Annotated in this window: 15 protein-coding genes; 5 read left to right on the forward strand and 10 right to left on the reverse strand. The window is 46.4% G+C overall.

Annotated features, from left to right (window positions below):
• Positions 1-13: 13 nt before the first annotated feature.
• Positions 14-1,567 (reverse strand): alkaline phosphatase D family protein, encoded by a 1,554-nt coding sequence (locus tag R5H20_RS12455; protein ID WP_006637181.1) that lies wholly within the window; start codon positions 1,565-1,567, stop codon positions 14-16.
• A 384-nt stretch (positions 1,568-1,951) separates the two neighbouring features.
• Between R5H20_RS12455 and R5H20_RS12460 the strand changes: the two genes are divergently transcribed.
• Positions 1,952-3,163 (forward strand): cytochrome P450, encoded by a 1,212-nt coding sequence (locus R5H20_RS12460; protein ID WP_006637182.1) that lies wholly within the window; start codon positions 1,952-1,954, stop codon positions 3,161-3,163.
• Positions 3,164-3,207: 44 nt separating this feature from the next.
• Here R5H20_RS12460 and R5H20_RS12465 read toward each other — a convergent pair whose 3' ends face one another.
• Complete coding sequence (locus tag R5H20_RS12465) at positions 3,208-3,924, reverse strand: 3-ketoacyl-ACP reductase (RefSeq protein WP_006637183.1); 717 nt, start codon at positions 3,922-3,924, stop codon at positions 3,208-3,210.
• Between the two features lie 410 nt (positions 3,925-4,334).
• Between R5H20_RS12465 and R5H20_RS12470 the strand changes: the two genes are divergently transcribed.
• The 3 genes from R5H20_RS12470 (at position 4,335) to hag (ending at position 9,278) form a co-directional block, all read left to right on the forward strand.
• Positions 4,335-5,765, forward strand: a complete 1,431-nt coding sequence (locus R5H20_RS12470) for an MDR family MFS transporter (protein WP_006637184.1) — start codon at positions 4,335-4,337, stop codon at positions 5,763-5,765.
• Positions 5,766-6,030: 265 nt separating this feature from the next.
• Entirely contained in the window at positions 6,031-8,073 is a 2,043-nt protein-coding gene (locus tag R5H20_RS12475; RefSeq protein WP_006637185.1) for a molybdopterin oxidoreductase family protein, read from the forward strand.
• 236 nt (positions 8,074-8,309) lie between these two features.
• Positions 8,310-9,278, forward strand: coding sequence for a flagellin Hag (hag, locus tag R5H20_RS12480; protein ID WP_006637186.1), 969 nt, complete (start codon positions 8,310-8,312; stop codon positions 9,276-9,278).
• A 39-nt stretch (positions 9,279-9,317) separates the two neighbouring features.
• On the opposite strand, the gene R5H20_RS12485 is transcribed toward hag, so the two are convergent.
• On the reverse strand, positions 9,318-9,830 hold the full coding sequence (locus tag R5H20_RS12485) for a MarR family winged helix-turn-helix transcriptional regulator (RefSeq protein ID WP_006637187.1): 513 nt from the start codon (positions 9,828-9,830) through the stop codon (positions 9,318-9,320).
• Positions 9,831-9,965: 135 nt separating this feature from the next.
• On the opposite strand from R5H20_RS12485, the gene R5H20_RS12490 reads away from it, so the two are divergent.
• The gene (locus R5H20_RS12490; RefSeq protein ID WP_040348031.1) at positions 9,966-11,477 is read left to right on the forward strand and encodes an MDR family MFS transporter; all 1,512 of its coding nucleotides are present in this window, start codon (positions 9,966-9,968) and stop codon (positions 11,475-11,477) included.
• A 53-nt stretch (positions 11,478-11,530) separates the two neighbouring features.
• On the opposite strand, the gene R5H20_RS12495 is transcribed toward R5H20_RS12490, so the two are convergent.
• From R5H20_RS12495 to abc-f, 7 genes are all read right to left on the reverse strand, one after another.
• The gene (locus R5H20_RS12495) at positions 11,531-12,625 is read right to left on the reverse strand and encodes a GerAB/ArcD/ProY family transporter (protein WP_006637189.1); all 1,095 of its coding nucleotides are present in this window, start codon (positions 12,623-12,625) and stop codon (positions 11,531-11,533) included.
• Between the two features lie 38 nt (positions 12,626-12,663).
• Complete coding sequence (locus R5H20_RS12500; protein WP_051056669.1) at positions 12,664-13,824, reverse strand: Ger(x)C family spore germination protein; 1,161 nt, start codon at positions 13,822-13,824, stop codon at positions 12,664-12,666.
• Positions 13,825-13,852: 28 nt separating this feature from the next.
• Positions 13,853-14,953, reverse strand: a complete 1,101-nt coding sequence (locus R5H20_RS12505; RefSeq protein WP_006637191.1) for a spore germination protein — start codon at positions 14,951-14,953, stop codon at positions 13,853-13,855.
• 41 nt (positions 14,954-14,994) lie between these two features.
• Positions 14,995-16,092 carry a spore germination protein gene (locus R5H20_RS12510; protein ID WP_006637192.1) on the reverse strand — a complete coding sequence of 366 codons (1,098 nt, stop codon included), beginning with the start codon at positions 16,090-16,092 and terminating at the stop codon, positions 14,995-14,997.
• Positions 16,093-16,119: 27 nt separating this feature from the next.
• The gene (locus R5H20_RS12515) at positions 16,120-17,685 is read right to left on the reverse strand and encodes a spore germination protein (protein ID WP_006637193.1); all 1,566 of its coding nucleotides are present in this window, start codon (positions 17,683-17,685) and stop codon (positions 16,120-16,122) included.
• A 1-nt stretch (position 17,686) separates the two neighbouring features.
• A complete protein-coding gene (locus R5H20_RS12520) occupies positions 17,687-17,848 on the reverse strand; it encodes a hypothetical protein (protein ID WP_155910111.1) in 162 nt (53 codons plus the stop codon).
• Positions 17,849-17,970: 122 nt separating this feature from the next.
• The gene (gene abc-f / locus R5H20_RS12525; RefSeq protein ID WP_006637195.1) at positions 17,971-19,674 is read right to left on the reverse strand and encodes a ribosomal protection-like ABC-F family protein; all 1,704 of its coding nucleotides are present in this window, start codon (positions 19,672-19,674) and stop codon (positions 17,971-17,973) included.
• Positions 19,675-19,807 lie beyond the last annotated feature (133 nt).

Consider the following 19,807-nt stretch of genomic DNA (forward strand, 5'->3'; position numbering starts at 1 on the left):
CAGCCTTTTTTATTTACATCGTATCCGATACGCGGCGGACACCCGGACGTCCATTCTCACAAATGAATGAGGCGACGGTGCTGATCGGCCCGCCGGGTTTTGAGACATAATCGAGAAGCCGGTAGTCGCTGCGCCAATATTGCTTGGTCACCGTGCAGCGCACATAGCCGCGCTGATCATTAAAGAATTTCAAATGAGGGTTTTCCATGTAAAGGATGTCCGGATCTTTGATCGTATTCGCTCGATCTCCCCCCGATGTCACGGAGGTTCCGGCAAATTCAGCGCCGACTGTTGTGGAATTGGGATTGTCAAAATCGCTTTTGATGTCGAATACCCAATTCGTGTGAACGTCGCCTGTCAGGACGATTGGATTGGCAATATGCTGTTTTTGCAAAAATTCGACAAGCTCGTTGCGTTCGGCCGAATAGCCGTCCCACCCATCCATCGGCAGTACCTTAGTTTCACCTGCCTGATGATCCACTTGTGAAAAAAAGACTTGCTGGGCGAGTACGTTCCAAGTCGACTGTGAACGGCGAAGTCCGTCATACAGCCATTTCTTCTGTTCATGGCCTAATATGCTCCTTGAAGGATCTGTCGATTCAAAGCTCGGCGGTTTATTGCCGTCTTGATTGGCCTGGTCGTCCCGATATTGACGCGTATCAAGGATATGGAATTCTGCCAGATCGCCGCAGGTCACTTTGCGATACATCTGCATGTCCCCTCCCCTAGGCATCGACGAGCGTCTGAGCGGCATATGCTCATAATAGGCCTGGTAGGCGCTTGCCCGCCGCAAAATAAAACGGTCAGGAGATTGGTCTTTTTCAGGGATCAATCCGGCATAATTGTTTTCAACATCATGATCGTCCCAAGTCACGATCCACGGAAACAGCGAGCGGGCGAGTCTGTAGTCGGCATCATACAAGTATTGTGCGTGGCGTGTTCTGTAGTCTTCAAGCGTCAAGGTTTCCGCGCCTTTATGAAGGCGGACGCACTTAGAGGAAGTCCCCGGGCCATATTCATAAATCGCATCGCCTAAATGCAAAACAAAGTCGAGATCTTCTTCGGCAAGCCGGCGGTATGCGGTGTAATATCCTTCTTCAAAATGCTGGCATGAGACAAATGCGAATACAAGCCGATCCACTGCGGAGGTTTGGAGAGGAAGCGTCTTCGTCCGGCCGGTTTGGCTTGTTTCATAACCCGCATGGAACCGATAATAATAAACAGTGTCAGGTTCAAGCCCCTCTACTTCGACATGAACGGAATGGGCGTACTCGCGCTTGGCCGCCTCCTCTCCCTGCTTGACAACTTCCCGGAAATCAGGATCGCGGGCAACTTCCCATCTTACCATCACATCTTCCGGAGGCATGCCCCCTCCATTCAGCGGCTCAGGTGCAAGCCGGGTCCACAGCACGACACTGTCTGGAAGAGGCTCACCAGATGAGACTCCTAACGTAAACGGGTATGCGGTAAACCGCGGCACTTTCTCTGCCGCTGTCCTTCCGTCTGATTCTGCTGTCCGAATGCCTGCGGTTTTCTCGTGAAAAGACTCTGAAACATTGATTTTCATTGCACAGTCTCCTTTACGATTAAAATGAAAAACAGCCCGAGGCTTTCACGGCAGACTACTTTTCTTCCGCATCTCGACTTATTTGTAAGCGTTATCATTCCTTTCGTCTATTAAACTATTCTGTTGTTTAAAATGTAACAGATAGAAAAAGAGATGTAAATAGATTCCATCGCAAAAGTGAATATTCTGCGGCTAATCTAAAAATCATAAAACAGATCCTTATATAATGCCCGCATTTCTTTTCACTGCATTTTCAAAGCGCGACTTTCGCCCAATTGACAATTTTTTCATAACATGTCCGTTGAAATGAACGCACAAAGAGTGATAACGTATCTTTATGAACCGGTTCATGGACATCGAATGATTCGAAAAAGGAGAGGTACCATGGCAAAATCAATTCAATCCGGCAATCGTTATGCAAATTGGATTCCGATGAAAGAAATCAGCTCAAATGAAGATCAGCTTTTTCCGTTTCCGATTTACAACCGGCTCCGAAAGACTAGCCCGGTGCGTTATGATCAAGATCGAAAGTGCTGGGATATCTTTGCCTATGAAGATGTTCAGTACGTATTAAAAACGCCAAAGCTTTTTTCATCAAAACGGGGCGGCGACATGGAAGGAAAAAGCATATTGACGATGGACCCGCCAAGGCATACAAAAATGAGGGCGATCGTCAATAAGGCTTTTACCCCTAAGACAGTGAAGCAGCTGGAAGCGCACATCGAAGAAGTGACCGCTTTTCTGCTTGATGAAGCGAAAGACAAAGAGACATTTGATATGGTCGAGGATTTGGCCGGACCGCTTCCGGTGATTATCATTGCTGAGCTCCTCGGTGTTCCTACCGAAGACCGGCGCATCTTCAAACACTATTCCGATATTTTGGTTTCAGGCGCGAAAGACAGCTCAGATGAAGCCATCAAGCAGATGAACAAGCAACGGGAAGAAGGCAGCGAATTTTTAAGAGGCTACTTTAAAACGATCATTGAAGAACGAAAAAAAGACCCCAAAGAGGATTTGATTTCGCTTTTGATTCAGGCTGAAGTGGAAGGAGAAAGATTGACAGAAGACGAACTGTTGGGATTCTGCACGATTCTTTTGGTAGCGGGCAATGAAACGACAACCAATTTAATAGCCAATGCCGTCCGCTATCTGACAGAAGATCCAAAAACGCAGGAGACCGTGAGAGGCGACCTGTCTCTCGTCCCTCATCTCGTTGAAGAAACGCTGCGCTACTACCCTCCCGTGCAGGCGATCGGCCGCATTGCAGCCCAAGACACTGACATCAAGGGTGTTACGATTCCAAAAGGTTCTACCATCATCAGCTGGGTGGCTTCAGCCAATCGGGATGAAACAAAATTTGATGATCCTGAAGCCTTTAGGCTTGATCGCAAATCAAACCCCCATATGAGTTTCGGGTTTGGCATCCATTTTTGCCTGGGAGCTCCCCTCGCCCGTCTGGAAGCAAATACTGCGCTCTCATATCTCTTGCGGCACGCTTCAATTGTAAGAGAACCATCAGAGAAGCTCGAAGTGATTCAAAGCCCGTTTGTTTTCGGCGTCCGCCGCCTGCCGGTACGCCTTTTATCTCAATCATAAAAAAGGACAAGGCCCTGGGGGGCTCTTGTCCTTTTTCGTTTGCTTTAAGGATTTGTTGACCACATGCCTGCGGATTTAATGAAAATACGCGGATGTAATTTAAGCTGGGCCACCATGAATTCCGCAAGATCTTCAGGCTGCATGACACGCTCAGGGTTGCCGTCGGTTAATTTTGAATCGATCGCCAAATCTGTGGCGACTGTGCTTGGCGTAAGTGCGCTCACTCTGATGTTGTGCTTTCTGACTTCCTGCATTAAGGATTCCGTCAAGCCGAGAACAGCAAATTTAGATGCGCTGTAAGCGCTCGTGCCTGCTGCCCCTCGTTGGCCGGCTGTAGAAGATATATTGATGATGTCCCCTGTCTTTCTTTCCACCATTTCAGGCAAGACGGCGCGGGTTACATTGTATACGCCCATCAGGTTGACCTGGATGATATTCTCCCATTCTTCAGGTGTCTGTTCAAGAAAACCGGCAAAACCGCCGATTCCGGCATTATTAATCAGAATATCAATGTGGCCAAGCTCTTGTTTCACCGCTTGAACCGCACTTTCCACGGCTTTTAAGTCTTTTACATCGGCTTCTGCAATCGATACGTTTACACCGAACGCCTTCAGTTCTTCAGCCGCTTTTTCAAGATTGGCTTTTGTCCGTCCGATCAGAGCGACATGAACGCCCTCTTTAGCCAGGGCGATGGCGGCTGCACGGCCGATTCCTCTGCCTCCGCCCGTAATCAGAGCTGTTTTATGTTGTAGAGACTGCATAGTAAAACTTCCTTTCCATATGTATGTCACATGAAAAGTATAAAGAAATCCCAATACGCAAACAAATAAAAAGCTCAGCCCCGTATTTCGCCCCGTATAAATATCAGCCATTTGTCATAAATCCGCTGTTGAGATTTTTTAAGAAACACCCTGACAATTTTATTGTAAAAATGGGACAGACCAAGTATACTCATATAGTTGCCAATCGTAAGAAAAAAATCTATATAATGGCGGTGGAGACACGTAAACAGATATGACGAAAATCCAGAACATAACATGAAGAGGGGGAAGTAAAACCGAACTGGTATTCACTTTCCGGGAAACCTTCATTTGATCAATATGTAAGCTGTGCCTAAAGGCCGGAACAGTGACGCGGCTTTGGCACCATTGTAACGATTAGGAGGAATGGTATGGAAAAAAAACTTAATTCTAAGGCGATAATGATCACCTTTATGATTGGCGCATTTTTTGCAATATTGAACGAAACCTTGCTCAATATTGCATTAACTGAATTAATGACGGTATTCAGCGTGGGTGCTGCGACTGTTCAATGGCTGGCGACAGGGTTTATGCTTGTCATGGGTGTGTTAATGCCTGTTTCCGCATTGCTTATTCAATGGTTTACGACAAGACAGATGTTTATCGGCGTGATGACCGTTTTTCTGGTTGGGACATTGATCGCCGCTTGTGCGGTGAACTTTCCCATGCTGCTCGCCGGGCGCATGATACAGGCCGTCGGCACAGGGTTGTTAATCCCTATTATCATGAATGCCTTGCTGTTAATTTACCGTCCGGAAGTCCGCGGCAAGGTTATGGGGACGTTCGGACTGGTGATTATGTTTGCTCCCGCAATCGGTCCTACGCTGTCAGGCGTCATCGTTGATTTATTAGGCTGGCGCTGGCTGTTTATCATTGTGATTCCTTTTGCAGTATTCTCGATTCTTTTTGCGATGAAATATTTGCAAAACGTCGGAGAAGTGACAAAGCCGCGTGCGGATGTGTTGTCGATCATCCTTTCAACCATTGGAATCGGAGGAATGGTCTACGGCTTCAGCAGCGCAGGTGAAGCTGAGCACGGATTTGCGTCCGTGACGGTCATTTCCGTGATCGTGATCAGCTTTATCAGTCTGCTGCTGTTCGTGCTCCGACAATTGAAGCTGGACGAGCCGTTATTGAATGTACGCGTGTTTGCCTATCAAAATTATACGCGCGGGGTCATTCTTTTTATCATCGTCATCATGGCGATGTTTGCTTCTGAAATTGTGATGCCGATGTATTTACAAGGCCCGCTCGGCCTTTCTGCCAAAACCGCCGGGCTATTGCTGCTGCCGGGTGCGCTATTAAACGGCCTCATGTCGCCTGCCATGGGCGCTTTATTCGACAAGTTCGGACCGAGAAAACTGATCATTCCCGGAACGATCGTATTGGTCGGTGTGATGATTTTCTTCAGTAATATCGGCCCGTCGATACCGATATGGTGGTTTATCGTGGTATACATGATATTGATGCTGTCCATCTCCGCGATCATGATGCCTTCACAGACGAATGGATTGAATGAGCTGCCAAAGCATTTATATCCTCATGGAACGGCAATCGCCAATACGTTGCAGCCTGTTGCCGGCGCGCTTGGCGTTTCGGTATTTGTAAGCATCATGAGCCAAGGTCAGCAAAGCTTCTTGGAAAAACATCAGGCGGCTTCAGCCGGCAAACAGCTCATAAATGAAGCAATGACACACGGTGTCCATCATGCCTACTGGTTTGCCTTGGCTTTAAGCTGCGCCGCTTTCTTTATTTCATTACTAATTAAAAAAGCTGTTGCGCCCGATTTTGACGAAAATTAATATCTGCCTGCGGCTTTTTTACTCCCCCGGTGTTCTCTTCCGGGGGTTTTTTCATCCAGCACGCCATATCGCCCTCCCCTCATTTCCCCTTGGCCGCTAGGTCAGCCAGCTGTCGCTGAATGTCTCTTACTTAGAAAAAATGATGTGTTTGTATAGGAAAACCGGCAACATGACTTGATCAGCATATATTTTCAGAATTGACGGGATGTTGTGACATGTTATAATGCTAGAATCATAGTTATTTTACCGGAAAGGAACGTATTCCATGGAATCTTATATTCAGCAAAGGGACGGCATTTTCAAATCGGTATGTTCACTTGACTGCCCGGATCAATGCGGTCTTCTTATTCATAAAAAAGATGGCAAAATCGTTAAAATACAGGGTGATCCCGATCATCCTGTCACACAGGGCAACATCTGCAACAAAGTACGCAACATGACTGAGCGGATTTATGATCCTAAACGACTGAAAACGCCGCTGAAACGAACGGGCCCGAAAGGATCAGGGGCATTTGAACCGATCAGCTGGGATGAAGCGATTGAAACGATTCGCTCCCGCTGGATGGAGCTGATTGAGAAAGACGGCGCAGAATCTATATTGCCCTACAGCTTTTACGGCAACATGGGCAATCTGACAGCCGAAGGAATGGACAGGCGCTTCTTCCACCGCCTCGGATCAAGCCAGCTTGACCGGGCGATTTGCACGCCTGCCGGTTCGACGGGCTATAAATACACAATGGGCGGAAGCATCGGCACAGACCCGGAACATACAACAGAGACGAAGCTGTTTATTTTTTGGGGAATCAATGCGGTATCAACGAACATGCACCAGATCACGATCGCTCAGAAAGCGAGAAAAAACGGCGCGAAAATCGTTGTAATTGATGTTCATAAAAATCAGACCGGCCGAATGGCGGACTGGTTCATCCCGGTCCTGCCGGGAACGGACAGCGCCCTCGCCCTCGGCATCATGCACGTTTTATTTGCCGAAGGCCTGGCTGATGAAGCGTTTCTTCAAGAATATACGGTCGGTCATGAAGAGCTCCGCCGGCATGTTTGGCAATATGATCCAGATACGGTTGCGGCAATTACCGGCGTTCCCCGTGAGGATATCATCAAGCTCGCCCGCCTGTATGGAAAAACTTCCCCTTCCCTTATCCGCATTGGGAACGGGCTGCAGCATCACGACAACGGCGGGATGATTGTCAGAACCATTGCCTGTCTGCCCGCGATTACCGGTCAATGGACAGTAAAAGGCGGAGGTGCGATTAAAGGCAACACAGCATTTTTAGCCTATAATACAAAGGCATTACAGCGTCCGGATTTGTTAAATGGCAGAACGCCGCGGGTGATCAACATGAATCAGCTCGGCAAAGCCCTTTTGGAAATCGCCGACCCGCCGATCCGTTCTTTATTTGTCTACAGCAGCAATCCAGCTGTTGTCGCTCCTGAAGCGAACAAAGTCAGAAAAGGGCTTGTACGCGAAGACCTGTTTACGGTCGTGCATGATTTATTTTTGACGGAGACCGCACGGTATGCCGATATTGTGCTGCCGGCCTCTTCGGCTTTTGAAAATACAGATTTTTATACATCGTATTGGCATCACTACACGCAAATTCAAAAACCCGTCATCGAAAAGTACGGTGAAAGCAAATCGAATACAGAGGTGTTCCGCCTTTTGTCAGAAGCGATGGGCTTTGATGACGAGCCTCTGAAGGATTCGGATGAAGAGATGATCAGGCAGGCCCTCGACTATCCCGAAAACCCCTGGCTTGAAGGGATCGATTACGACAGTTTGTCTGAAAAGCATTTTGTGAAAGCAAAAAGAGAAGCGATTTTTCCTGACAGGCTCCCGACGCCAAGCGGAAAAATCGAATTGTATTCCAAACAGATGGAGCAGGACGGATATCCGGCTCTGCCGACCCATACTCCCCTTGCGGAGACAAGTGACTATCCGTTTTTATTCGTGCCTGGGCCAAATCATAATTTTTTAAATTCGACGTTTTCAAATAATGCAAAACACATCAAACTGGAGAAAGAGCCAAAGGTACATCTGAATATAAAAGATGCGGAAGCAAAAGGCATCAAAGACGGAGACGCCGTGAAAATTTGGAATGACCGCGGGGATTGTGTGCTGACTGCAGCGGTCGGAGAAAACGTCCTGCCCGGCGTAGTGGTCAGCCAGGGGCTGTGGGCCGATGCAGAGGGAAAAAATTATCTCGTCAATGCGTTGACACCTGACCGATTAGCAGATATGGGCGGCGGTGCAACCTTTTTTTCCGGAAAAGTTGACATTCAAAAAGGGTGAGTATGAAAAAGACCGGTGTTTTTTACCGGTCTTTTTTGCGTTGATATCATAACGAAAGACATTTCACAATATTACCAATATTCCTTCTATTTATCATTTTTGTCTATTTTTTGAACTGTTAGGTTTTATCATTAAAAATAGTAAATATATGCCGATGCAAAATATGTCAGGGCCCGACTGGGATCTTTTTTCCAAGATCTCAACATATCAACCGATTACATGGAGGTAAAGGAAACATGAGAATCAACCACAACATTGCAGCGCTTAACACGTACCGGCAGCTATCAGTAAACAACGGAGCATCGCAAAAAAACATGGAAAAGCTTTCTTCCGGCCTTCGGATCAACCGAGCAGGAGACGATGCGGCCGGTCTTGCAATCTCTGAAAAAATGAGAGGGCAAATCCGCGGCTTGGAAATGGCGTCTAAAAACGCCCAAGACGGAATCTCTCTCATTCAAACAGCAGAAGGTGCATTGACTGAAACCCACTCAATCCTTCAGCGCATCCGCGAACTGGCCGTTCAGGCGAACAACACCGGAACACAGGATACGACTGACCTGAGCGCCATTCAAGATGAAATCAGCTCTTTGCTCGAAGAGATCGGCGGTAAAGAAGGAGAAAACGCCAGCAAAGGGATTGCGGACCGTACGCAATTCAATGGAAAGAACCTGCTGGACGGCACCTTTAAATCAGATGGAGGAGAAAAACTGCAGTTCCAAATCGGCGCCAACAGCGGTCAAACGATCAGCGTGAACATCGAGAACATGTCTGTCACCGCTTTAGGCCTTGAAGACAGCACATCAGAGGACGAAGACGGGAAAAAAGTGACGACATCCGGTTTCAAAATCGCCGATATTGATGTCACGAAATTCACCGGTAAAAATGCGGATGGAACGCCTTTAAGCGATGATGACAAAACGAAGTACTCGTTCCAAAACCAGCTGGCGGCAATTGGCGCGGCGACGAAACAAGTATCTGCACAGCGGTCCAAACTCGGTGCCGTTCAAAACCGTCTTGAACACACCATCAACAACCTAGGGGCTTCTTCTGAAAACTTAACAGCTGCAGAGTCCCGGATTCGCGATGTGGATATGGCGAAAGAAATGAGCGAGTTTACAAAGAATAATATTCTTTCCCAGGCGTCCCAAGCGATGCTGGCCCAGGCCAATCAGCAGCCGCAAAACGTGTTGCAGCTTCTGCGCTAAAAACATGAGTAAAGGCGCCGGCCCAAAAGAGATGCTCCATCATCTTTGGGCCCCGGCGCCTTTTTTCGTTTGTTTATCCTTTGCCTTTCTCAATTGTTTTGCATAGTTTGCGGCAAATTCGGTGCTATGTTTGATAAAGCCGGTAATAATCTTCAGCTCCTCGTCCGTATATTGACTGAGAAACTCGACGGAAGATTCAGTCAGATTTTCAAATATATCGTGAATGTCACCCATATTTTCCGGAATGAGCTCAAGCAAAAGCCGCCTTCTGTCTGCTGAATCTCTGATGCGTCTGACATATCCCGCCTTTTCAAGGCGATCGATTACCCCCGTGATGGCTCCGGTCGTCAGGTTGCTTTTTTCCGCTAATTCCCCGGCTGTTAACTTTCCGCTTCGCGAGATGATTTCAAGACATTTGTGATCCGTTCTGTTCAGTTCGATCTTTTCGGCGATCGCCTGATGCATGAAAACGGTCGCCGTGCTGTGATATCTCAGCTGCCGGGCCAGCTCCCTGATCAGTTCCTCTCTTGTTGTTTGATTTTTTCTTGACATCTGTAACACCCTTCTTTAAAATCAAATTATCTTAGCGCCTAAGATATTTATTTCCTAATATAAAATGATTATAACAGGAATGATCTTCTCATGCCAAACAACTGCTAAGGTTGAATTTTTCATTAAAGGAGCAAGATGATTTTGTCACATACTCAGCATCAGCGATTAGGATTGATTGTAGCAGGATTGCTGCTGGCCATTCTCATGGCCTCTATGGATAACACTATTGTCGTTACCGCAATGGGAACGATTGTCGGCGACCTTGGCGGACTTGACAGCTTTGTCTGGGTCGTATCGGCTTTTATGGTCGCGGAAATGGCAGGTATGCCGATTTTCGGCAAACTGTCGGATATGTACGGCCGAAAACGATTTTTTCTTTTTGGAAGCATCTTATTTATGGCCGGCTCGGCATTGTGCGGAACGGCTGCGAGTATTGAGCAGCTCAGCATCTACCGTGCCATACAGGGAATCGGCGGCGGCGCGCTGATACCGATTGCCTTTACGATTATTTTTGACATCTTTCCGCCGGAAAAACGCGGCAAGGTTTCGGGGCTGTTCGGCGCCGTTTTTGGACTGTCAAGCATCTTCGGTCCGCTCATCGGCGCTTATATCACAGATTACATCAGTTGGCATTGGGTGTTTTATATTAACCTGCCGCTCGGTTTGATTTCTTTCCTTTTGATTCTCTTGTTTTATAAAGAGGCAAAGCAGCACGAAAAACAAAAAATCGACTGGTTTGGCGCGATTACACTCGTGGGCGCAGTCGTTTGCCTCATGTTCGCGCTTGAGCTTGGCGGTGAAAAATATGCTTGGGATTCAAGCATCATTCTTCTGTTTTTTGGCGGTTCAGCTATTTTATTTATTTGTTTCTTTCTGATTGAGCGGAAGGCGAGCGAGCCCATCATTTCCTTTGAGATGTTTAAAAACCGCCTGTTTGCCGCAAGCACGCTAGTTGCATTATGTTACGGAGCGACGTTTATTTCGGCGACGATCCAGATTCCGATTTTTGTCCAGGGCGTCTATGGTGACTCAGCGACAAATTCGGGGCTCATCCTTTTGCCGATGATGCTCGGCTCCGTGATCTCCGCGCAAATCGGCGGTTTTTTAACAACGAAGATGAGCTACCGGAATATCATGCTGATCTCAGGCTTGTTGTTAGTGACGGGCTTTTCTTTATTAAGCACGCTGCATACCGGTACCCCCCGCCTCTTATTAACCGGATATATGATCGTTGTCGGCTTAGGGGTAGGGTTTTCATTTTCTGTGTTAAGCATGGCAGCCATTCACCATTTTGGTCCAAGACAGCGCGGTTCGGCGACTTCGACGAGCAACTTCCTGCGTTCGCTCGGGATGACAGTCGGCGCCAGCATTTTCGGCATGCTGCAAAAGAACAGTTTTTCAGAACAAATGTCAGATCTTTTTACAGGTGCGGAAATGCCGGGGCTCTCTTCCCAGCATGATGCAAATCAGATCTTATCAAGCGCGAGATCCTCGATTCCGGCGGATATTCTAAACTGGATAACAGAAGCGCTGTCAAACTCTATTGTCCATACGTTTTCATGGGCGATTTTGTCTGCGGCTGCCGCCTTTTTACTCGTTTTCCTTATGCCGAAAGACCGGATGCAGATAACCGCCAAAAGCAAATAAACAAAGCCGGAGAAACGTCCTCGTTTTTCCGGCTTTTTTCAAATGAGCGTTGTTTACGTTTTTGCTTTTTTCTTTTTCATTTTGGAGATCAAAAGAAGCGGAATCGGCACCAGGCCAAATAAGATAACGGCTATTCGGCCGACCACATCCCCAAACGCAAATACATGATTAAGATTTTTGGGAGTCATCGCGATCAAATACATGAGAGGCAGCAGACCAAACATCACCGGACTGATGTTTTTGCCGAACAGCTGTGACAGGCCGAGAGACGCCGTGAAGTACGAAATCGAAAACGTCGCGAACAGCTGCATAATCCAGATGACGAGAAGAAATGTTTCAAACCGCTCAAATATCAAACCGGGAATTTCAAAGCTGCGCATCAGATCAAGCGTCGGCCATGTTCTTGTGACCACACCGTCTACAGAAAGCGTGCCGATGACGAATATAACGATTATCAAGTAAAAAACCAAAGAAATGGTCAGGCCTACTACCACGACTTTGACGCCTTTTTCCGGCTTTTTCATAAACGCTAAAAGGAACACCATCACTTCTGCGCTGATAAAGGAAAGAACGGTTGCTTTTGTTCCTTTAAAGACCGGCATGATCCCTTTTCCCAGAACGGGCCGCAAATTATCCAGTTCAAATATGCTGCTGCTCAAAAAGACAATCGTCAAAAAAATGATCACTGTGATTGGAAATATGATTTCAGCCAAACGGGCGATTGAACCCATGCCATCTTTTATTGCATAGAATGTGACCCATATCGTCGTCATGATGATTGCCCAGAGAGGGGTTCCTTCCAGCAAAAAAAAGCCGATGACTTCCGCCATGATCCTTGCTTCAAATGCTCCGATCATTACAAAATGTCCGATAAAAAACAAGCTAATCAACGCGCTCAGCCATTTTCCGACAATATCTCCGCCATATTCAAAAAAGGTCTTTCCGGGGTAGCCCTGGCTTAATTTTGTCATAACCACACCTGCTACCATCGTAATAAGGCCGCCGATAATCACGGACAGCCACACATCAGGGGTGCCGGCTTCCGCCGCGGCTGTTCTCGGCAGCGAAAGAATCCCCGCCGCCATGATGTAGCTGACAAAGACGACGATTGCCTGAGGCGTCGTTATTTTATCCTGGGAACTGATCATTTTTCATCACCGCCTATCTGGTCCCTAAAGCTGTTCTATCACTGCTCCCCTACGGTTCCATAATCTTTAATGTTCATTTTCACATGATATTTAATCGGTATCGTAGTAAATGTCTCATCCCAATTTTTCTTCAGCTTATCCCAAAGCCGCGGATGAGTAATTCTGAGCTCATTTCCGAAGCCTGCAAGGTCAGCTTTGTATTCCTCCTGCATTTTCTTTGTGATTTTCTCCATCAATTGTTTCACGACAGATGCCGCATCCTTTTCTGCTTTTTCTATAAATTTGTTATCAAACGCTTTTTCAGAAGGCACCCATTTTTCGGCAAGATGGCCTTCGGATTGAACAGATACCTCAAATGAGATCCGGTTTCCTTTGACAATTGGCTTGATCTTACTATTGATGTGCTCCACCTGGAAAGTGGTCAGTTTTTTTGTTTTTGGATCATAGCTTTTAATGGCACCGCCTCTTCCCCTTCCGATAATCCACATGATCCCGTCTAGATCCTGTTCATTCAAAAATCCGAGAAGTTTATTCGTTTTTCCTTTGATCGCGGCGGCTCCCGCATATTTAATTTCTCCTTCGGCACTAGCCACATTTTGGATCAAATAGCTAGTCCCCGCTCTCATTTTTCCTATCAGTTTGGCAAGGGTCACAGGAGGCAGAATCTTTTTGGCCTCATTGGCATTGTCAACGATTTTGCGCAGACGAAACGCCGGCATTTCCCCTGTTTCTTTTAGCTCAAGTGTATCTCTCGCCTGGCCTCTTGTGATGAGGACGAGACTGCTTGGTCTTATTTCATTATCACGGAGAGGCTGATCAAGCAGCTCTTCCAGGGAATAAGTGCGCAGGAGATCAGAGGAGATGACAATGACTTTTAAGTGGGGGTTGTATACAGGTCTGTCCTTTCTTAAGGCGATTTCTGTCGTGATTTGCTGGATGGAGTCTCCTGTTTCATATACATTGATATAAGATTTTTGTTGCGTGCCTCCTCCTCCTCCGGATGCCTTTGAACCGGCGGCCTGTTCATTTACATACTGAAAGGTCATGGTAATCCGGTCTTTTTTTGGATAATATCCACCTTCTTTATCAAACGATTTTTCCAGAGAAGTTTCCTTTCCTTTATCAAGCCCTATGGCAAATGTTAAACCGCGCTCTTCGATTTCTTGGCTGCTCCAGCATCCGGTTAACAGCAGAAGCATAACGGCGGAGATGAGGCAGATCTTTTTATTAATTGGTTTCAAGTTTTTTCCTCCTTAATTTTGAGATGACAAGGAGCAGCAGAGGAACCAAGCCGCATAAATAGATGGCGGTGTTGCCGATCAGATCTCCGATTTGAAAGAGCTGATTAATGTTCTTAGGCGTCATCGAAATCACATAAATCAATGGAAGCAGTCCGAATATGATCGGCTGAATCTTTTTTTTGAAAAGCTGGGACAGCCCCAAAGCGGCAGCATAGTAGCTGATCGTAAAATTCGAAAAAATCTGCATGATCCAGATCACCAGCAGCAAAGACTCAAACCGTTCAAATATAAGGCCCGGCATTTCAAAGCTTCTCATCAGATCAATCGTCGGCCATGTTCTCGTTACAACGCCTTCGACAGACATCGCTCCAATGACCATGATGACGGTAATCATATAAAAAATGATGGGAAAGCATATTCCGATCAATACAGCTTTATATGCTTGACTCGGCCGTTCCATAAAAGGTCCGATAACGAGCATGATTTCAATGCCTGTAAAGGCGAATGCCGTGGTTTTGACGCCTTGCATCACGGGCTTGATGCCCTTCCCCAATACAGGCCGCAGATTGTCTAAATCAATTACCCCCGCGCTCATAAATGCCACCAATAAAAAAATAATGACTGTGATCGGAAAGATGATTTCAAACAGCCGGGCAATCGTGCTTATACCGCCGATGACTGCATAAATGCCGCACCATGAAAAAACCATCGCGGTCGCCCAGAGCGGGGTTCCTTCCAGCAAAAAAAACTGCGTCACTTCAGAAACCGAACGCACCTGAAAGCCCGAGGTCATGAGGAAATAAAAAATCAAAAGCAGGCTGATCAGTTCTCCCGCCCACTTGCCAACGATGCTCTGACTGTATTGGTAAAACGTTTTTTTGGGGAATTCCTTGTTCAATTTCACCATGATAAAACTTGTGATCATGGCGATCAGTCCTCCAAATACGACAGTCAGCCAAACATCCGGCGTCTTTACGTCTGCTGCGGATGTTCGGGGGAGTGTCAGGATACCTGTTCCTAAAAGGAAATTCGTCACGATAATGGCGGTTTGAGAAAGTGTAATTCGGTCTTTGGGACTGGCCGTCATAAATGTATTCACTTCCTTTCAATCCCTCTGCACGCCCTATTTCATGGATTCGATTGTTTTCGTTTTTTAATCTTTGAAATCATAAGGAGCAAAAGCGGGAGAATACCGCCTAAAAACACTCCGCTATTGCCAATGAAATCGCCGAATGCAAACATGATGTTGATATTTTTCGGAGCCATTGCCGTCAAATAAATAATTGGAAGCAGCCCGTACATAATCGGCTGAATATTTTTCTGAAAGAGCTGTGATATGCCTAAAGCCGCACCGTAAAAAGAAATCACAAAGGTCGTAAAAAGCTGCATGATCCAGATCACAAGCAGCAAGGATTCAAAGCGTTCGAATATCAGTCCCTGCAGCTCAAAGCTGCGCATCAGATCGATGGTCGGCCAAGTGCGGGTGACCACCCCCTCAACCGATAAGCCGCCGATGACCATCACGACGGTTATCATATAAAAGAGCAGCGGGAGAACCGCCCCCGCCAGGACGGCTTTTATCGCTTGATCAGGCTTTTTCATAAAGGGCAGCATGAAAAGGATAATTTCAATGCCCGAAAAAGACAGAGCCGTTACTTTGACACCTTTCAGCACCTGCGAAACTCCTTTTCCCATTACAGGCCGTAAATTGTCCAATTCAAATATCCCTATACTCATAAAAGCTACCAGCAAAAACAACAGAACCGTAATCGGAAAAATGATCTGGAACAAACGTGCAATCGGATATAAGCCGCCGATCATCAAGTAGAGCCCCACCCACAAAAAAATGATGGCGGTCGCCCAAAGCGGGGTTCCTTCCAGCAAAAAAAACTGCGTAATTTCACTCATTGAACGAACCTGAAACCCGGAGTGCGCCATGAAATAAAAAATATATAACAAACTGAACAATCCGCCGAGCTTACTTCCCACAATATCCCTGCTGTATTGATAAAACGTTTTATCAGGATAATGATGATTTAGCCTCACCATGATGATCCCCGCCATAAGGGCGATCAGGCCGCCTAATAATAGTGAGATCCAAACATCCGGCGTTTTCACTTCAGCTACAGAAGTTCTCGGGAGCGTCAAGATGCCTGTTCCAAGCAGGAAATTGGTGACGATAACAGCTGTCTGTGAAGTGGTCATCCGCTCTTTCTGACTGATCATCTTCATGCCTCACTCCTTTCCGGGCTATCATTTGCGCGACGAATCGTTCGTTTTCATCATTTTTGGCCTGCGCTTCATCACCGAAATCGGCATGCGGATGATAAAATCCTTCCAATCGGTTAAACGGTATGGCACGGCTGGACTTGCATATGGAACGCCAAAACTTTTCAGCTTCACTGCATGGCTTGCGAGCATCAGGAAAAACATAATAACGCCGTATAATCCAAATACGCCCGCGCAAAACATTGCTACAAATCTGAGCATCCGCAGAGAAATCCCGGCGCTGTATTGCGGGATCGCAAATGAAGAAATCGCGGTTACCGCTACGACGATGACCATGATAGGACTGACGATCCCCGCTTGAACGGCTGCCTCGCCGATGATGAGACCGCCGACAATTCCTATCGTCTGCCCGATCGGCTTTGGCAGACGCAAACCGGCTTCACGCAAGATTTCAATGGCCACTTCCATAATGAGGGCTTCGATTAAAGAAGGAAACGGAACGCCGACCCTCGTCCCTGTAATGGAAATCGCCAGCTCACTCGGTATCAAGCCGGGATGAAACGAAATAAATGAAATATATAAAGCGGGCCCCAATAGCGAAATCATCGCAGCTCCAAACCGTAAGATGCGGATAAATGAGCTTGGAAACCAGCGTTCATAGTAATCTTCAGGCGATTGCAGCATCATGCTGAATGTAACCGGAACGATTAAAACAAAAGGCGTGCCATCGAGCAGAATGGCCACCCTGCCCTCCATCAATGCGCTCATGACCCGATCGGGACGTTCAGTGCTTTGCGCCTGAGGGAACGGGCTCAAATAATTGTCTTCAATCAGCTGTTCGATATAGCCTGATTCCGGAACATTATCAATGTCAATCTGTTGAATTCTTTTTTTGACCTCTTCCACAAGCTCCGATTCAGCCAACTCTTCAATATAGGCAATGACAAGCCTTTTTACGGCCCGTTTTCCCACTTGAAGCTGAATCATCGTCAGACTTTCATTTTTCCCCTGCTGTCTTAAAAGGGCGGTATTTGTGCTCAATGCTTCAGTGAAGCCCACCCTGGCCCCCCTGACCAAAGCTTCTGATACGGGTTCTTCAATATTCCTTTTGTTTCCTTTGGCTGTCCCCAATATGAATACTTCTGCAGAACCATCGATTAAAAGGGCTGTTGAACCGATTAATACTTCCGGCGCCAGTTCGCTGATATGCTTGATTTCTGTCAATTCACTAATGGGCAGAATTTGTTTTTTAATCAGGGGAATAAGGCTGTTTTTTAATGCAGAGGGCTCGATTTTATATTCGTCTGAGAAATCGGCCATCAGCGATTTCATGATATGTTTGTTAATCAGGTCTTTATCTGAAAGCCCATCGATAAACACGATAGCCCCTTTGGTACCGGTTCTTCCGATGTCAAATTCACGGAAATGCACATCTGAGTTATGTCCTATTTTCGTCTTAATCACTTTCAGATCATGATCAAAATCACCGGTGAAAAATCCGGTTGATTCTTGAGACGGCGTCTTGTTTGTAGAACGGCGTTCAAGAGACTGATTTGTAATTCGCCTTGTTTTTGATTTCCACCACCTCATGTCATCCCTCATCCTCTTTTATTTGAATCCAATGAAAAAATTTTGAAATGGCATACGGAATTAAAAATACAAAAATCGCCTGCATGATAACCACCCAATTCGGAAGAAAGGACACGATCGTATTCCACATTGTCATCACCCTCGTCTGTTTTGCTAATACCATCTTTTTTAACCTATTATTGCCTTGGATGACTTCTATAAATATGGTAATTTAAACCACGATTGATCCGGATAAGCAAAAAAAAGCCATCCGTCGAAAAACACAGATGGCTGTTTTGTCTTTCCTTATTTTTCATTGGAAAGCGCTTGTTTCATTTTCAAAAGCTGTGAAAATTCCTGATCCAATTCATGATATCGGGGATCCTCATGCGAAAGCCCGGCCAACTCCCCGAGCACCGCCGTCATTCGGGTTTCGATCCGCAGACGCTCGGCTTCATCATGTTCGGTTTTGGGTTTTTCCTTTTTGTTCTGCCAGTCCTTCAGACCCCTTTCGATTCGCTGGACTTTCCCGTTTTCAAATACAAGAAGCTTGTCGCACAATTTTTCCATGAAATATACATCATGGGAAACGATGATGATGGTTCCCTGAAATTCAAGCAATGTTTCCTCAAGCTGTTCTCTGCTGGGCAAATCAAGGTGATTTGTCGGTTCATCTAAAATGAGAATGTCATAATCCTTTACGATCATGCCCGCGAGCTTGATCCGAGTGCGCTCACCCAAGCTAAACGTCCCGATCGGCCGGTCGAATCGATTTTCTTTTATGCCCATATTGGCCAAAATCGTCCGCACGGTTGCCGTTTTGTCTCTGTCAGACAATTGCAGCGCTTGTGCGATCGTTTGATCTGTATTTAAATCATTGACATCCTGGCTTAAATAAGCGGCCTTCATGGAGCGGCTTTTCCAAAGGGTTCCGCTCGTCACCGGTTCACCTTCCAATATCATTCTGATCAAAGTCGTCTTTCCGCACCCATTGCTCCCGACCAGTCCAATCCGCTCGCCATGCTTGATAAAAAAGCTGCTGTCTTCAAACAGCGTGCGGCCGTCAAAAGCCTTTGCCAGGTTTTTCGCCTCAATAATCCGCTTTCCTCTTTTTTCATTTGAAGAAAATTGAAACTTGACGGATTCTTCTTCTTTCGGTTTTTCGAGTTTATGTTTCGTCAGCTCCTGTTCGAGCCGCTTTAATTTAGATTTCACCTGGTTGTCGAGCTTTTTGGCCTTTAACCGGTAATATTCCTTAAAGCCTTCTTTTTTTGTTGAATCCCGATGGGCTTTCCCGGACCAGTTTTGAAGGTTTGCAATCTGTGATTCAATTCTTTGTTTATACTTCTGCTGTTCTTCATATTGATGCAGCCTCTCTTCATACAGCCGTTTTTTCTCGCGCTGGTAGTCGGAATAGTTTCCTTGATAAGCATGCAGCCTTCCGTCTTCAAGCTCTAAAATTTTCGAAACGGACTGATCCAAAAAATAGCGGTCGTGAGAAATGATCAGTACGGCGCCCTGATACGTTTCAAGCTCTTCAAGGAGCCAGTTGATGCCGTTTATATCCAGGTGGTTTGTCGGTTCGTCCAAGATGAGAATCTCCGGCATCGTTTTCCAGATATGCGCGAGGGCAAGCTTCAGTTTTTCTCCGCCGCTCATGTGGCGAAGCCGTTCAGTTTTCCAGGCCTGAACCTTCGACAGCCCCATTTGGCTCGTCAGTTTATATAATCCGCCGCTCTCATCATCAGTTAACATTTGGCTGAAATCATGGATCGAATATTCAATGGATTGCAGCAGATAGCCTATTTTAAGCGGGTACGCTGTTTCAATCGAGGCCTGATCAGCGTCCATGCGGCCGGCCAGGATGTTGGCAAGCGTCGTTTTTCCCGTTCCGTTGTATCCCACTAAACCAATTCGTTCATTTGTGGCCAAATCAAATTCAATGTTCTTTAACACCGTTTGGTCTCCAAAGCTTTTTTTCAATCCTCTTATTTTCATCAAAACTGTCATACTGTTCACCTCTTGTATGTTTTTGGCCGAACAACAAAAAACCTCTCGCGGAAACCCGGAGAGGATCGTGTGCCAACATATGCATCGTGAAAACAGCATGAACTGATCTCCTTACACCCGCATGGCAAATAAA

Origin of the sequence: Bacillus sp. KICET-3, from assembly GCF_033261025.1 — a bacterium.
GTDB lineage: Bacteria > Bacillota > Bacilli > Bacillales > Bacillaceae > Bacillus > Bacillus sonorensis.

Coding starts and splice junctions, on each gene's coding strand:
- R5H20_RS12510 (WP_006637192.1), bottom strand. CDS start 16,092: ATGATCAGTCAGAAAGAGCGGATGACCACTTCACAGACAGCTGTTATC.
- abc-f (WP_006637195.1), bottom strand. CDS start 19,674: ATGACAGTTTTGATGAAAATAAGAGGATTGAAAAAAAGCTTTGGAGAC.
- R5H20_RS12505 (WP_006637191.1), bottom strand. CDS start 14,953: ATGACGGCCAGTCCCAAAGACCGAATTACACTTTCTCAAACCGCCATT.
- R5H20_RS12485 (WP_006637187.1), bottom strand. CDS start 9,830: ATGTCAAGAAAAAATCAAACAACAAGAGAGGAACTGATCAGGGAGCTG.
- R5H20_RS12490 (WP_040348031.1), top strand. CDS start 9,966: ATGATTTTGTCACATACTCAGCATCAGCGATTAGGATTGATTGTAGCA.
- hag (WP_006637186.1), top strand. CDS start 8,310: ATGAGAATCAACCACAACATTGCAGCGCTTAACACGTACCGGCAGCTA.
- R5H20_RS12465 (WP_006637183.1), bottom strand. CDS start 3,924: ATGCAGTCTCTACAACATAAAACAGCTCTGATTACGGGCGGAGGCAGA.
- R5H20_RS12520 (WP_155910111.1), bottom strand. CDS start 17,848: ATGGTATTAGCAAAACAGACGAGGGTGATGACAATGTGGAATACGATC.
- R5H20_RS12500 (WP_051056669.1), bottom strand. CDS start 13,824: ATGCTTCTGCTGTTAACCGGATGCTGGAGCAGCCAAGAAATCGAAGAG.
- R5H20_RS12495 (WP_006637189.1), bottom strand. CDS start 12,625: ATGATCAGTTCCCAGGATAAAATAACGACGCCTCAGGCAATCGTCGTC.
- R5H20_RS12455 (WP_006637181.1), bottom strand. CDS start 1,567: ATGAAAATCAATGTTTCAGAGTCTTTTCACGAGAAAACCGCAGGCATT.
- R5H20_RS12475 (WP_006637185.1), top strand. CDS start 6,031: ATGGAATCTTATATTCAGCAAAGGGACGGCATTTTCAAATCGGTATGT.
- R5H20_RS12470 (WP_006637184.1), top strand. CDS start 4,335: ATGGAAAAAAAACTTAATTCTAAGGCGATAATGATCACCTTTATGATT.
- R5H20_RS12460 (WP_006637182.1), top strand. CDS start 1,952: ATGGCAAAATCAATTCAATCCGGCAATCGTTATGCAAATTGGATTCCG.
- R5H20_RS12515 (WP_006637193.1), bottom strand. CDS start 17,685: ATGAGGTGGTGGAAATCAAAAACAAGGCGAATTACAAATCAGTCTCTT.